This is a genomic window from Vibrio sp. YT-19(2023) (assembly GCF_033337395.1).
This window is the reverse complement of sequence record NZ_JAWOQN010000005.1, coordinates 171,888-185,328: the sequence shown is the minus strand read 5'-3', so window position 1 is coordinate 185,328 and position 13,441 is coordinate 171,888. Positions and strand designations below refer to the sequence as shown.

Annotated in this window: 14 protein-coding genes and 4 tRNA genes; 6 read left to right on the top strand and 12 right to left on the bottom strand. The window is 42.1% G+C overall.

Annotated features, from left to right (window positions below; translation table 11 throughout):
• Positions 1 to 233 precede the first annotated feature (233 nt).
• From R7E78_RS05970 to R7E78_RS05940, 7 genes are all read right to left on the bottom strand, one after another.
• Positions 234 to 935 carry a response regulator transcription factor gene (locus R7E78_RS05970; protein WP_169643992.1) on the bottom strand — a complete coding sequence of 234 codons (702 nt, stop codon included), beginning with the start codon at positions 933 to 935 and terminating at the stop codon, positions 234 to 236.
• Between the two features lie 107 nt (positions 936 to 1,042).
• On the bottom strand, positions 1,043 to 1,924 hold the full coding sequence (locus tag R7E78_RS05965; RefSeq protein WP_169643994.1) for a hypothetical protein: 882 nt from the start codon (positions 1,922 to 1,924) through the stop codon (positions 1,043 to 1,045).
• The gene (locus R7E78_RS05960) at positions 1,914 to 4,298 is read right to left on the bottom strand and encodes a fimbria/pilus outer membrane usher protein (protein WP_169644015.1); all 2,385 of its coding nucleotides are present in this window, start codon (positions 4,296 to 4,298) and stop codon (positions 1,914 to 1,916) included. The genes R7E78_RS05965 and R7E78_RS05960 overlap by 11 nt, the downstream gene beginning before the upstream one ends.
• Positions 4,299 to 4,389: 91 nt before the next feature.
• Entirely contained in the window at positions 4,390 to 5,085 is a 696-nt protein-coding gene (locus tag R7E78_RS05955) for a fimbria/pilus periplasmic chaperone (RefSeq protein WP_169643996.1), read from the bottom strand.
• 2 nt (positions 5,086 to 5,087) lie between these two features.
• Positions 5,088 to 5,795 (bottom strand): molecular chaperone, encoded by a 708-nt coding sequence (locus tag R7E78_RS05950; RefSeq protein WP_169643998.1) that lies wholly within the window; start codon positions 5,793 to 5,795, stop codon positions 5,088 to 5,090.
• A 75-nt stretch (positions 5,796 to 5,870) separates the two neighbouring features.
• Positions 5,871 to 6,371 carry a hypothetical protein gene (locus R7E78_RS05945; protein ID WP_169644000.1) on the bottom strand — a complete coding sequence of 167 codons (501 nt, stop codon included), beginning with the start codon at positions 6,369 to 6,371 and terminating at the stop codon, positions 5,871 to 5,873.
• Between the two features lie 77 nt (positions 6,372 to 6,448).
• Positions 6,449 to 6,955: a hypothetical protein gene (locus tag R7E78_RS05940; RefSeq protein WP_225492135.1), complete on the bottom strand. Its 507-nt coding sequence runs from the start codon at positions 6,953 to 6,955 to the stop codon at positions 6,449 to 6,451.
• 481 nt (positions 6,956 to 7,436) lie between these two features.
• Between R7E78_RS05940 and R7E78_RS05935 the strand changes: the two genes are divergently transcribed.
• From R7E78_RS05935 to R7E78_RS05920, 4 genes are all read left to right on the top strand, one after another.
• Positions 7,437 to 7,523, top strand: a tRNA-Leu gene (locus R7E78_RS05935).
• Between the two features lie 36 nt (positions 7,524 to 7,559).
• A tRNA-Cys gene (locus R7E78_RS05930) sits at positions 7,560 to 7,633 on the top strand.
• A 307-nt stretch (positions 7,634 to 7,940) separates the two neighbouring features.
• Entirely contained in the window at positions 7,941 to 9,464 is a 1,524-nt protein-coding gene (gene amyS, locus R7E78_RS05925) for an alpha-amylase (RefSeq protein ID WP_225477815.1), read from the top strand.
• Between the two features lie 130 nt (positions 9,465 to 9,594).
• Positions 9,595 to 9,849, top strand: a complete 255-nt coding sequence (locus R7E78_RS05920) for a hypothetical protein (RefSeq protein ID WP_005375990.1) — start codon at positions 9,595 to 9,597, stop codon at positions 9,847 to 9,849.
• Between the two features lie 74 nt (positions 9,850 to 9,923).
• Here the strand turns inward: R7E78_RS05920 and R7E78_RS05915 are convergent, their stop codons facing one another.
• Complete coding sequence (locus R7E78_RS05915) at positions 9,924 to 10,712, bottom strand: lipase family protein (protein ID WP_005375991.1); 789 nt, start codon at positions 10,710 to 10,712, stop codon at positions 9,924 to 9,926.
• A gap of 69 nt (positions 10,713 to 10,781) precedes the next feature.
• Positions 10,782 to 11,711: a CHAD domain-containing protein gene (locus R7E78_RS05910; RefSeq protein WP_021707732.1), complete on the bottom strand. Its 930-nt coding sequence runs from the start codon at positions 11,709 to 11,711 to the stop codon at positions 10,782 to 10,784.
• Between the two features lie 301 nt (positions 11,712 to 12,012).
• Here R7E78_RS05910 and R7E78_RS05905 point away from each other — a divergent pair.
• Positions 12,013 to 12,099: transfer RNA gene (locus R7E78_RS05905), tRNA-Leu, on the top strand.
• Between the two features lie 36 nt (positions 12,100 to 12,135).
• Positions 12,136 to 12,209: transfer RNA gene (locus R7E78_RS05900), tRNA-Cys, on the top strand.
• A gap of 5 nt (positions 12,210 to 12,214) precedes the next feature.
• Here R7E78_RS05900 and R7E78_RS31175 read toward each other — a convergent pair.
• Genes R7E78_RS31175 through R7E78_RS31165 form a run of 3 tightly spaced genes read right to left on the bottom strand, consistent with a single transcriptional unit; the run spans position 12,215 to position 13,205 of the window.
• Entirely contained in the window at positions 12,215 to 12,706 is a 492-nt protein-coding gene (locus R7E78_RS31175) for an LLM class flavin-dependent oxidoreductase (protein ID WP_411913751.1), read from the bottom strand.
• The gene (locus R7E78_RS31170) at positions 12,676 to 12,993 is read right to left on the bottom strand and encodes an LLM class flavin-dependent oxidoreductase (RefSeq protein WP_411913750.1); all 318 of its coding nucleotides are present in this window, start codon (positions 12,991 to 12,993) and stop codon (positions 12,676 to 12,678) included. Before R7E78_RS31170 ends, R7E78_RS31175 begins: the two co-directional genes overlap by 31 nt.
• Positions 12,984 to 13,205: an LLM class flavin-dependent oxidoreductase gene (locus tag R7E78_RS31165; RefSeq protein ID WP_411913749.1), complete on the bottom strand. Its 222-nt coding sequence runs from the start codon at positions 13,203 to 13,205 to the stop codon at positions 12,984 to 12,986. The genes R7E78_RS31170 and R7E78_RS31165 overlap by 10 nt, the downstream gene beginning before the upstream one ends.
• Between the last annotated feature and the right edge of the window lie 236 nt (positions 13,206 to 13,441).

The window sequence follows — 13,441 nt, the reverse complement described above, 5'->3', positions numbered from 1 at the left end:
AACCACGGTTTATTAAGGCTTTGTTGTACTGCGTCCAGTTAGTTGTTTTGTAACGAGGTTTAGGCATGAGGCTACGATGATTAATGGGTGTAGCCGATCAGATCGTAGCTTCTTGATTTAGTTCCATCGATTTAAGCAACAAAGCCAGCTCGCGGGTGAATAGTTACTATCAAAGAACTGATAGATGAATTAGATGTTTTCACCGTGAATTTAGTTTGCAAGCAATGAAAAGGTTAGTGATGATACTGGGTAAATAAAATTTTATCATAAATAAAGCTTGCCTTTTGAATGGCTTCCTTACGGTTATTTACTTTTAATTTTTTATATATGTTGTAAACATGTGTTTTAACGGTACATTCAGCGATAAATAAATCTTCAGATATCTCACGATTGGATGCGCCTTTGATGACAAGTTTAAATATTTGAATCTCTCTCTTGGTTAAATGAGTCTGTTTCGCTTGCAGCTGTAGTGCATAAGGACGAATGTCGGTTATCATCTCTGTCATTACTTTTCTTGGCAGCCACAGATCACCATCAATTACGCTTTTTAAACAACGCGTAAAGTGCTCTATAGGTGCATCCTGGTAGATAATCCCTTTCAAATCTATGAGATACATTAATTGTGTTTCTGCTACTATCATTTCTCCAATTTCTTTAGGAAAATCATAAATTATCCATTTATTGGATAATACCTGTGATAACGTTACTTGGATATCGATAACCTTTTCTAAGGTTAGATAACTAATAAGAACGAGATCAGAGCTGATGGTCTTAGTAGATTTATTAATTTCTTGTAAGCATTTTCTTTCAAAAGAAAAATAGCCACTTTTGTTTATTTCTTGTATTATAAATTGGTTGCTAATCCCGTCATCGCCTATCAAAAGTATATGCTTTATAGCCCGATTACAATTATGTTCTTGTTCTACATAACTCATAGTTATAATTTCCGTTTTTTATTGTGCTCACTTATAGATTAGTCAATTCTAGGTAACAACGCGGAAGTTTGCCAATGTGGTATTCATATTTTGATATATGTATCGCTTTATGGCTGTTGGGATAAATTAGGTTCGATTGATATCTGCAATGTGTCTTCGTATTGACCTCCAGGTTTTTCTTCTGCGTTACCAATAACAAAGATCAGAGGAATAGGTTGACCAGTCGTAGCAGCGTGACGTGGGATACGTACACTAAATTGTGTAAGATTGACGTAGTCGTTGTCGAAGATAATTTGATAGGGAATATCCCACTTGGGTTCATGTGATTCGTGGCGTAATGCACCATGATTTGATGACTCCAAAACAACCGCATAGGCAGAGTTACTTTGAACCCATAGGTTAGGCGATGAATTGATTACTTTGTTTGAGTGTAACGTTCCTAAGTCAAGGTCATAATGTGGTTGTGATAATCCGTAAAAATGAATTTTCGCTGCTGGTGGTACATCCACAGTGACAGGAAGCAAAGTAGGACTTATTTCTATTTTGCCGTCTATTTGTGCATATGACGTAGCAACTTCTAATACGCCTCGATAGATCCCTGACGTTAACCATTGTTTAGCGGGAAAGCGCATTTGTACGGTTGCAGCAGGTTGGTTCTCGGTCAAAGTAAAGCGCCATTGATTAGCTATTGTGTTACCTGATTGCCCACTCCACTCGAAAAAGAGCGAATCTTGACGGCTACTTTTCAATGATTTACTTGTATCGTCAAGCTGTAAAACTAAGTTCAGTTTGCAGCCCTCACCAATAATATTTGCACTCACACGATAGGTATTGGTTGTTGCAAAACTGCTGTTATTGAAGACATCGTATTTTGCTTGTGTTGATACTGGTTGGATAGACAGAGAGTTAGCTTCACAAGCCCAAACAGAAGGTATATTAGCCAATGGTAGCAAGAACAACGCGCTCCGCTTTAGTTGTTTAATCGACATATAACTCTCCTAATCTGATCAAGGTGTCACTTCGTTCACTAAGATTAATAACTACTGACTCTTGTTCTTTAGTGTCAAGAACGAGTTTGTATTGCCCCGGTTTTAATCCAGAAATCGCAAAAACACCACTACGGTTTGTAAAGAATTCAATTGGTTGTTGCTGTGTTTTACCAAGGTACTGCGCAAAGCCCGCAACAAGTGAAATAGGGCTGTTACTTTGACGATCGAACAGTTTACCAATGACGGTTAATACCGCATCAGAACCAATTTGCAGTTGGAATCCTTTTTTATAGCCAGGTTTAACCCAAAAAGCGCCTTCTCCGAGATCGTAACCGGGTGGTAAGTTTTCCACGTCGTATCCGATCACTTGGCTGCTATAGGCCACAAGGTCAGGAACCAACGCAGAAGAGTCTTCATAGAGATAGACGCGTGCTTGCTTACCGTCTCGGGTAGGGTCGATGGCAATGTCGTTCTCTGCAAGGCTTTCATGTTTATTAATGATGGCAAACGCTTCTCTAACGGGTCTTCCTATTGTCACTGATGACCCTGCAAATGCCACCGCACTACTAAGCTTAAGATCGGTGCTATGATTTCTCGTATTATCACTGATGCTCTCAAGGCGAGAGGTGTGACTCGCGCTTAATTCATAGCGGTTTGCCGTATAGTTAACCCCAAGATTAACATCCGCGTCAGTCTCTTTGTTATTAATGGCACTGGCAAATGCAGAAACGCCGCCAGTGCTTCCAATATTATTTTGATAACTATAATCTAAGGCACTTTCATTGAGTTCTGTTGAATAACGACCAACGACACGTGTTTGTTTGCTGAGTGGCCAACTTAAGGTGAGAGTCGTGCTAATGTCATCGCTCCCCCTCTCGTTATTCTTATAATTAACACGAGCGCTCCACGTGGCGGGTGTATCGAATAATCTTGCAGATAGGCTGGGGCTTACAATCCAATAGTCGTTTTTTTTATCAACGCCAGCTCGATAATTTAGAGTAACAGCCGCGCGTAATGAACGTGAAAGATAGATGGATCCAAAAGCACTAGCATAATGAGTCGTTAAATTAATATCACTGCTTGATGCTTCATATGCCGATATTCCACTGAAGCTATTGCTTAAATATTCATAACTGAGGCTTAACTGTGGCTCTAGTGAGTTTGATTTAGAAAATTCGGCATCGAATGCTACTTTATAAGCGTCACCGCGACCATAAATCGGATGATCACTGTGTGAAGCGTTTAATTCAGTAATGCCTAGTTTAGAAGCGAAAAGTGCGCTAGCACCATATTGGTATAGGTTTTCACGCACTTGAGAATTAACTCCTAAGGTTAACCAAGGTGAGACACCAACATCGAGATAACCGTGAAAAATACGTTCATCCGTGAGGTATTCTAATTGTTTATTTTGGATTTCTGATGGAACGCCATACATGATACTGTATTCGAATTCGCCACTGTTTAATAAATCATTACCGGTCGCAATCGAAAATTCAATGCGTTCTTCATTTCCTGAACGATCAGTAATAACGAGCTCAATATCATTGTTTCCTTGTGCTAGTGGAATATCACTGAGATTATAACTGCCCGCACCAAGGGTTAATCTTTGTACAGGGATGCCATCGATATACACATCGACATTAGACGTGCGCTGGAGTGTGAATGATTGACTTGCACGAGGGCGTACATTTTTGGTGGGTATAAGAGTGAAGTCACGCGTCACGCCAACTCCCAAAATGTCTGTTCCATCTTGAAAAGCTTGACCACTGTTGTACATATCGCCTATTACTACTCGAGTACCTTGTTGGGGGTAATCGATATTAAGGCGTGTGCCTTCTCTAATGTAGCTTGAACCGGTTAGAGAACCATTTTCTATAAAGGATTCATATTCAAAATTAAGCATGCTTAGATTGAATGCTGAGTCGAATCGACTGCGATATAGGCTTTCTCGAGCAGAGTCTTCGTCGACAAATTGACTTTCATTGGCGGAAAGCGACACATTCACATAGCCACTCAAAAGGCTTGGCTTCGCATAATTATATAAATTTCCCGCTTCGCTCATAGATAAATTCTGTGTCAGGCTGGACTGTGGTGGGATTGTCAAGACACATTCTAATGAAGCAAAATCAAAGGTTAAACTTACCCCTGTTTGTGCGAAGTGCTGTTGAGACAATATGTCATCACCACTGGATTCTTTAAGCGCATTTATTACCTCTTGTGTCACAACTGACGTTAGGAGAGACAGGGTGTCCTCTTTGGGTAATAAAATTTGGTTGTCTGCCGTAATGGTGATGTCTGCTTCACCTAATATAGTATCACTGACCCTTAGTAAAGAGGTGAGTTTAATATCTCGGCCAGTTGGATTAAGCACCATTTCTTGGCTGTGGGCAGCAGAATTTATTATGAATAGAACCAAGCAGCACATGAAAGTGGGCGTAACCAACGTGCGCATGATCTTAAAAATGTCAGTTTTCATAACCATGATATATGCCAACGGGTAATTGAATCGAAGAAGAATGTACAGTAATAGTAGAATGAGGCGGAACAAACTGCTCACCCAGCGCCTTATGCACGGTCTGATTAATATCATCAGGAAGGTTGTCGAACCTGAGTAATGAAGTGAAGGTAAATCGATTCCCGGTGTTAGTGAGCGTTAAACTACCATGTTCACCAATATGTAACTTTATGTCCGGTTGAAGAGAAGACGAGTGAACGTGTAACAGTGCATTGTAGTGGATCTGTAGATTAATCCCAGTAGACAAACCATTCACCTTTTCAACTTGAGTACTGCTTCGATTTATATCGGCGGTGCTAAAGCGGATAAAGTAACTTTGCGACATTTCGAGAGGCACTTTACTTAGCCATTGTATTCTAAATGTTTGACGCTTTCCGGGCGCGAGCATTGCTGCGGGCGGAAACACCAAAATGTCTTCATTTGGTGAGCTAGACGTAGACGTTTCAAACGTACCATTAGGCGCAAATGTCAAACGTCGAACGTTGGCTTCAAGTGCGAGCGTTTTGGTTGAGTTGTTGGAAACTACCAACTGCGAAGTTAGTTGATGATCCGTATTTAGCTCAATGACCGTGGGGGAGAGTGTAATTCCAAACGCTTGAGTATATATAAAGCACACTATCACTCCGGCTAATAAACGCCATTGCATCGTTACTCCTCCTGTTCAATATCAATTGATAGTGTACGAATGTTGAAGTTCTCGAGTGGCAACATTTCAAAAGAACGTTTGGAGTGGGGCAATACTAACGTCCCTGAGATACGTTGTGAAATTTCATTTCCTTTTAAATAAGTAGATTGAGTGCCATCGGATACTTTCCACGTCGTGTTGGTTAATCGTCCGTAACTGTTGCCGCTATTCAGCACATCTAGAACCCAATTGTCTTTGTCGTTTTGTTTTATACTTGTGACGGAAAACTGGGGCGAGGTGTTTTGCGGACGAACATTGATGAGCGTGTTGAATCGAAGAAGTAAACTCACTTGGCCTTGATTGCTGCTGGCTCGTTCCACTTTAACTTGTTTAACCGCAACCCGATACGCTTTAGATTCAGTGATGGATGGATCGCCTAAGTAACGAATCATAACTGATTGTGCCCGGCCTGGTTCTATAATGGCAGTGACGGGTATGACCAATAATTCTTCATCCGCAGGCACAATGGTCTCGTTACCATATTCATCCATGGTCATGAAATAGGGTTGTAGTTCTACCGTCAATGGCACAGTAGAGGTATTCTCCACCCGCATCGTCATTTGAGCACGTTTCCCTAATGGTGCCATCTCGGCAGACATCGGTTCTACTTTAAAAGCATGTGCGAACATACACGTAAACGACAAAAAGAAAAATGTGAACCAACGAATCATAGCAGTGAGCTCCATCAAAAAAATCTTACATGACAATAAAGGAGGAGGCGAAATACGCCCCCTCATTCTGTACGTTTAGTTTGAGGTGATATTCACAGTTAATGTGTCAGAGTAGCCACCAGCCCAAGGAGATGTCTCGGTAGTAACAATGTCAATTGATGCACCTACACCAGTAGCCAAATTGCCTGAACCACCATAAGATTGAGAAGCTGAAACATCGTTTAGACCAGGGCCACCCGGTGCGTTCAATGTAAAGGATGCTAAACCGCCAGCAGGGTTAAATGTTGCGTCATATTTTAGAGCAAAGTCTTCATTATCATCCGACTCCAAACCACCTTCCGCACTGGTCATGGTAACGGTCGCACCATCTGCATCATTACATTTCAATTCCAGACCACCTACACTAACGCTTTGAATTGTTGAGACGTTACCAAAGTCAATTAACTGTGTGGCAAGGCCAGTCACTTCACAAACAGGTGATACATAACCAACTAACTGAACGTCACCTGGAGCGGCGTAAGCGTTAGCACCAAAAATAGCGGTTACAGCAGCTGCACAGAGTGTTAGCTTTTTCATAAGAAATTCCTTTCACTTTTGATTGTTGGCTCAATTACGGCTGAGCGTATATTGCTCTGCAGTTATTTGCAGAGTTCCTACTTTGTTACGCTATGAATTGAAGGGTATACTTCAATTTCAATAACGTCATGATAATAACCCGCATAAAGCAAGTTATTTTCGAGCGTTACCCTAAGTACTCCTCGTTGAGTAAAAGGAATAACACCAGAGCTGTCTATCATTGCGGGCGAAAGCAATTGTCTACTAAGTCGACTTTCATTTAATCGAAGCTCATCGACTTGCAACGATAATTCGTAATTTTCAATTAATTCAACGCCCTGATGTTCATATTTAAGGCCACCATATTGAGAATTGATGGTGATCCCCAAAGGGCGATTGCAATATAGTGAGAAGGGCAATGATTGCGTCTTCTGCTCAGAAAAGGTCATCACATTGCCTGATAAAAAAGTAATCTCACAACGATCTTTAATTTGACCTGCTAACCCCATGGTCAAGGTGTTCGCACGGACATAGAAAGGGATCGATAGGCTCATAACCGTTAGCGTTATCACGAATCTACGAAGAGTAAAAAATATTTTAGTCATTTACTCGCCCCTATCTGTTCAATTGCATTCGTTGTTTAACAATTCAAACTATAGAAAGCACAGACTTTGGCATAGTAGTAAAAAAAGTTGATTATTAATGGAGAGTAGGAGAAATAGTATGAGTTTAGTTAAAAGAAATGAGCCCATTTGTTTGCAATAGGTTGATATAAAATGAGTTGTATTTATTGAGGTTAAAAGTTAGCGAATAAAGAATATTTTACTTATTGTAAATGTCTGATTTATAAACTAGCAGAAGTATGCGTTTACGATATGTTTTCAGGCAACGAATTGCTAGTACAAAAAGGGGATAGGAATCGACATTTCTGGTATTAATTTATACAAATAGGTGGATTTATCTCCAGTCAGTTGATAAATAGAATATTTTTTGTTGACCAGATAAATTAATCCGTTAAAGTACGCCTCGTTCTCACGGCAAAGGTCGCTGAGACAGATGGTGTCTAACCCATCGCATGATTGCGTTGCCCTGGTGGTGGAATTGGTAGACACAAGGGATTTAAAATCCCTCGGCGTTCGCGCTGTGCCGGTTCAAGTCCGGCCCGGGGCACCATCAAAATCTTTGGTAACAGAGATAAAAAATCAGAAAGGCGCCTTGGCAGAGTGGCTATGCAGCGGATTGCAAATCCGTGGACCTCGGTTCGACTCCGGGAGGCGCCTCCACTATTTCGAAAGCCAGTCTTAAATGACTGGCTTTTTTCGTTTTTAGTCCACCTTTTCGTAACCCTTCGCGCTTTCCTAAAGTCTCCCATGTTTTGATCACCATTCAATATTTTTAACGCGCTAATCATTGATTTTATAAATGTTAGACAACTCAATAATTGTATAGTGTGATTGGTGATAGTTTCTCTTCGATTGTAATCCGAACTTTTTGTATTACAGGCAGCAACCTAGCTAGCGTCATAGTTAGCATCGCTTGGTGCGTATATGCAGAAAGGAGGATTCTAGTCCTTAACGTGAGAGAAAAATAATGAAAACATTCAACCTTAAACCTACACTTTTACCCTTAACTTTGCTGCTCAGTTCGCCTGTAATGGCGGCACAAAATGGCACCATGATGCAGTACTTCCATTGGTATGTGCCAAATGACGGTGCACTCTGGACACAAGTTGAAAACAACGCGCCGGCACTATCGGACAACGGCTTCACCGCGTTATGGCTACCGCCCGCCTATAAAGGTGCTGGTGGCAGCAACGACGTCGGTTATGGCGTTTACGATATGTATGACTTGGGGGAGTTTGATCAAAAAGGATCGGTGCGAACCAAGTATGGCACCAAAGATCAGTACCTAAGCGCCATCAATGCTGCCCATAAAAACAATATCCAGATTTATGGTGATGTAGTGTTTAACCACCGTGGCGGTGCGGATGGTAAATCCTGGGTCGACACCAAGCGAGTCGATTGGAACAACCGAAATATTGAGCTCGGCGACAAATGGATTGAAGCGTGGGTAGAGTTTGATTTCCCTGGGCGCAACGATAAGTACTCAAACTTTCATTGGACGTGGTACCACTTTGATGGCGTGGACTGGGACGATGCTGGCGAAGAAAAAGCTATCTTCAAATTCAAAGGTGAGGGTAAGGCATGGGATTGGGAAGTGAGCTCGGAAAAAGGCAACTACGATTACCTTATGTACGCTGATCTAGACATGGATCACCCTGAAGTGAAGCAAGAGCTGAAAGACTGGGGCGAGTGGTATATCAACATGACGGGTGTGGATGGGTTTAGAATGGACGCGGTGAAGCACATCAAATATCAATACCTGCAAGAATGGATTGATCACCTACGTTGGAAAACAGGGAAAGAACTTTTCACGGTCGGAGAGTACTGGAACTACGATGTGAATCAGCTGCATAACTTTATCACCAAAACTTCTGGCAGCATGTCTCTATTCGATGCACCGTTACATATGAACTTCTACAATGCGTCTAAATCGGGTGGTAGCTACGATATGCGTCAAATCATGGATGGTACGCTGATGAAGGACAATTCAGTCAAAGCGGTTACCTTAGTAGAAAACCATGACACTCAACCTTTGCAGGCTTTGGAGTCGACGGTTGATTGGTGGTTTAAGCCGCTCGCGTACGCGTTTATCTTATTGCGTGAAGAAGGTTATCCATCCGTGTTTTATGCAGATTACTACGGCGCGCAGTACAGTGATAAAGGGCATGACATCAATATGGTCAAAGTGCCTTACATTGAAGAGCTAGTAACACTGCGTAAAGATTATGCGTATGGCAAACAACATTCTTATCTCGACCACTGGGACGTAATTGGTTGGACTCGAGAAGGTGATGCAAAGCATCCACATTCAATGGCCGTGATCATGAGTGATGGACCTGGCGGCTCGAAGTGGATGTATACGGGTAAACCAAGTGCTCGCTACGTAGACAAGTTGGGTCTCCGAACTGAAGAAGTTTGGACTGATGCGAATGGTTGGGCTGAGTTCCCAGTAAACGGCGGATCTGTCTCGGTTTGGGTTGGCGTTGAATAATCCATTCCTGTGATTTTGATACAGAGTAGGCAATTCTTGATAAAACTCTTCAATGAATCAATGTGTTATTTGATATTCATTCGACAAATGAGTAACTTATAGTTGAGCATAATCTAGAGGAAGATAAAGAATGGAATCTATTGCTGATGTATTGGTTGTGGCTATTGTGTTCGGTGCCATATTTGGGGGCGGGATAATAAAGTTAATCTTGAACCATCGTAAAGAAGTAAGAGCGTTGGAGATATCTGAACGTAATACGATGAGCCGAGAAGAACAAGATAACCTTAACAAGCAAATTGGTGACTTGAAGCGACGTGTTGAAGTGTTAGAGCGAATTGTCACAGATAACAAATATCAACTTGAAAAAGAAATCGCCTCTCTGTAGATCACCACTTAATCGTAAAGCCGGCGAAGTCCGGCTTTTTGGTGTCTGTACGTCATACCTTTCGGATGTTTAACTCAGCGTTCATCAAAAAAGTCTTTGTCGCGAATGTATTTACTCATAAAGTGATAAGAGAACGGTCGCATTAACCAACTAAATAAGGAGCGCCCAAGCCGTATGAGCGTTGGGGTGTTCTCGTATATTCTCCCGTTATATAACCATAGCATTTTGCCTACATGCCAATACAAAAAAGGTACGGGCGGCATAAAGGTCACGATGTCGATGTCGCAACAAATCCTGTATGTTTTGTGCCCCAAACGGTAGCGTTTCTTAAACGTCCAATCTCCGACAGCGGGCTGTCCGAAAGTGACCACGCGTTTAATGCTTTTGGGGTATTTTTTCTCAATATAGTCAGCAAAAACACTGCCAATCGCGCCACCTGAAGAGTGGCCAGTAATAGTGATTCTTTTTCCCCTGAGAATAAGTGGTACAACGATACCTTCGAGGCGTTCGATCACGGTCAACCCTAACCGATCTTCATTCCGGCTCGGTAAACTTTCTTGGAACAACAGATGATAGAAACCCGCGTGAATGCGATAGTTTAGTCCCAACCTTCGACAGCTTCTCGTCCACATCGCGAAGTTCAACAACCAATCACTGATACTGTGTGAGCCTTTAATCACTACGACCACTTCACTCTGTTTTTTACTCCAGAGCACGCGAATCATAATCTTACCGTGTTCATTTCTAATGACTCGTTGCCCATTAGGATCGAATCCATATTGAGTTTGTCTGAAGACGCGAGGGTAGGCGAGATTACAAAGCACCGCATAGCGCTCGTATTGGTATCGTTTTAATGGTTTCACGTTATCTTTCTTAATGGAGCCCAACGATTGACTGTAATTAATGAATATTAAGAATACGTGAACCTTGATTTAGGGTCGGTAGAGATTTTGTGTATTGGAATCGCGAATGAAAGACTCAAACTGGCTTAAATGCGTCAAGATGGTTTGGCGAGAGAGTTCATGATGTTCGCTAAGCACGTTAATTAGCTTTTTCAAAGCCTTACGATCTTGTTTATTGAGATTTGCTGTTTCTTTGAGTTGTGCGAAAAATTCAATTTGACTTGAAGTGTCGTTAAAGTCACCGAGCTTGTCTTGCAATAGTTTTAGTTGTTTCACGTTGTTTTTGTGCTGTTGGGAAGGATAGAGCGTGGAAAATCCTTCTAACAAATAACGAAGCGCTTTGCACTTTATCCGCATCGAATGAATCACGCTGTCACGACTTTTGTCCGAGATTTTGCGTCGTGCTTTATCAACTTTTTTAAATTGAACGGAGATTTTTTGGCTTGCGAAAAGTAACGCAGGTACGTTGCTATCCACTGGTTCGTGTTGCGTACTTCGCAACATACTATTCCTGATCAAAGTGCAGTGCGTTGTGTATTCTTGTGTATCTAGCCAACGCGTAACTTTTGCTTGTTCGTAAGCACGTTCAGATTCTATAAAGCAAAAAAGTTGCTCAAGAGACGATTTGTGATTTGGGAGCATTTCAATGTATTGGTTTTTGTCCAAGATAAATACGTCCAAATCACGCAGCTTATTTGTTTTCTTCATCATTATTCTTAAATGAGGTTTCAAAATACGCTGTTCAAAAGGAGGGATCAGTTCGCGAAGTAGTGAGCATAGTGAGCGTATGCGCCTCAGTGTGACGCGATATTGGTGTGTATATTCAGGATCCAAGTCGTCGATGACTCCCTGCTCCAGAGAGCGTGCATAATCAAATTCAGTAAGGAAGAAGTGGGGCACTACGAAGTCGAGTTCGGAGTCGGCATGTAAGGGTAAGTGAAATGATGGTTTTCGAAACATGATGAGCGCTATTTTGTTCTCTGAAATACACGTTAAGTTTATACCCATACTGTTAACTTGCGCGATTTGTTGGCTCTTCATTGATATAAAATGAGAAGGTTAAAAGGCACGAAAGCAAAGCGTATTGATGATCAAATAAGCAAAATGATCGCCCTTTGTTCGTTAGAGTCGTCTTTTTAACCATTTGAATAAAAAAGACTAATTTTTTGTTGACCAGATAAATTAATCCGTTAAAGTACGCCTCGTTCTCACGGCAAAGGTCGCGAGATAGATGGTGTCTAACCCATCGCATGATTGCGTTGCCCTGGTGGTGGAATTGGTAGACACAAGGGATTTAAAATCCCTCGGCGTTCGCGCTGTGCCGGTTCAAGTCCGGCCCGGGGCACCATCAAAATCTTTGGTAACAGAGATAAAAAATCAGAAAGGCGCCTTGGCAGAGTGGCTATGCAGCGGATTGCAAATCCGTGGACCTCGGTTCGACTCCGGGAGGCGCCTCCATTCTTTTACTTGTCCATGAGTTCCGATAGTAACCTGTAGGATCTCAACTTCTCAGATTGTTCAAACACCATCGTGTTTACCACAATTTCATCTGCCCCAGTGCGTTCCAAAAGTTTCTCAATTTTCTGTCTTACATATGTTTGATCACCATGGATAGATTCACGTAATTGAGTTTCAACGTGAAGCTTTTCCTGTGCTGACCATAGTGGTGCCATACTTTTCACTGGTGCGCGAAGTTTTTCGCGATTGCCGCGAATCATTTTTAAGAATTTTTGCTTCTCTGTTGTCGCGAGAAAATCTGCATGTGACTGAGTATCCGCTACGATAACGTTGGCACAAATCATCACATAGGGTTGAGCTAAATGCTCGGATGGGACAAACTCATCTCGATAAAAGTTTAGAGCACGAGACATTGCATCTGGAGCAAAGTGTGCAGCAAATGCGAAAGGTAAGCCTCTCTTAGCTGCTAAACGTGCGCTGTATGTACTCGACCCCAGAAGCCAAATCGGCAGAGATGTGTTGTTACCTGATAAGCCGCGACTGGTTGATTTCGAGATACGGGACCAAGAAAGAAATTAAGTTCCTCCAACAGCTCTTCAAAGTCAGGATCCATATGCTCTGGTTCCCGCCTTAATGCATGCATTGTTTGGTAGTCGGTGCCTGGTGCGCGTCCTAATCCGAGGTCAATACGACCAGGGTATAATGCCTCTAACGTTCCGAATTGCTCTGCAATAACTAGTGGTGCATGGTTAGGTAACATGATTCCACCTGATCCTAAACGGATCGAGTTCGTGTGCGCTCCAATATGACTGAGTAATACACTGGTGCGGCACTGGCGATGTCGGGCATGTTATGGTGTTCAGCCATCCAAAACCGATGATAGCCCCAGGACTCGATTGATTGAGCTAATTCAACGGAGCGTTCGAACGTTTCGGTGAAGTTTGTTCCGTCGGACACGGGTGCCAAATCCAGAACAGATAAACGAGGAAAAGACATAGGATAGTTATAGCCTGTTAATGAATCTTAACTATCATATGGTGGTGAAAGTTGACGTTTAAAAGGGGGAGGATTAACCATTCACAATGGATTATTTTTCTTCAATGCCTGGAGAGCGTTTAGCTTACGAGTTTAGCTTTTGCTATGTGATAAAAGCGGCTTTATTACTGTAAGTGGCCACAGTGGTCGATGTCGTTGAATATTCGCATGTAGAACGTTTCCACAGCTACTTTAGA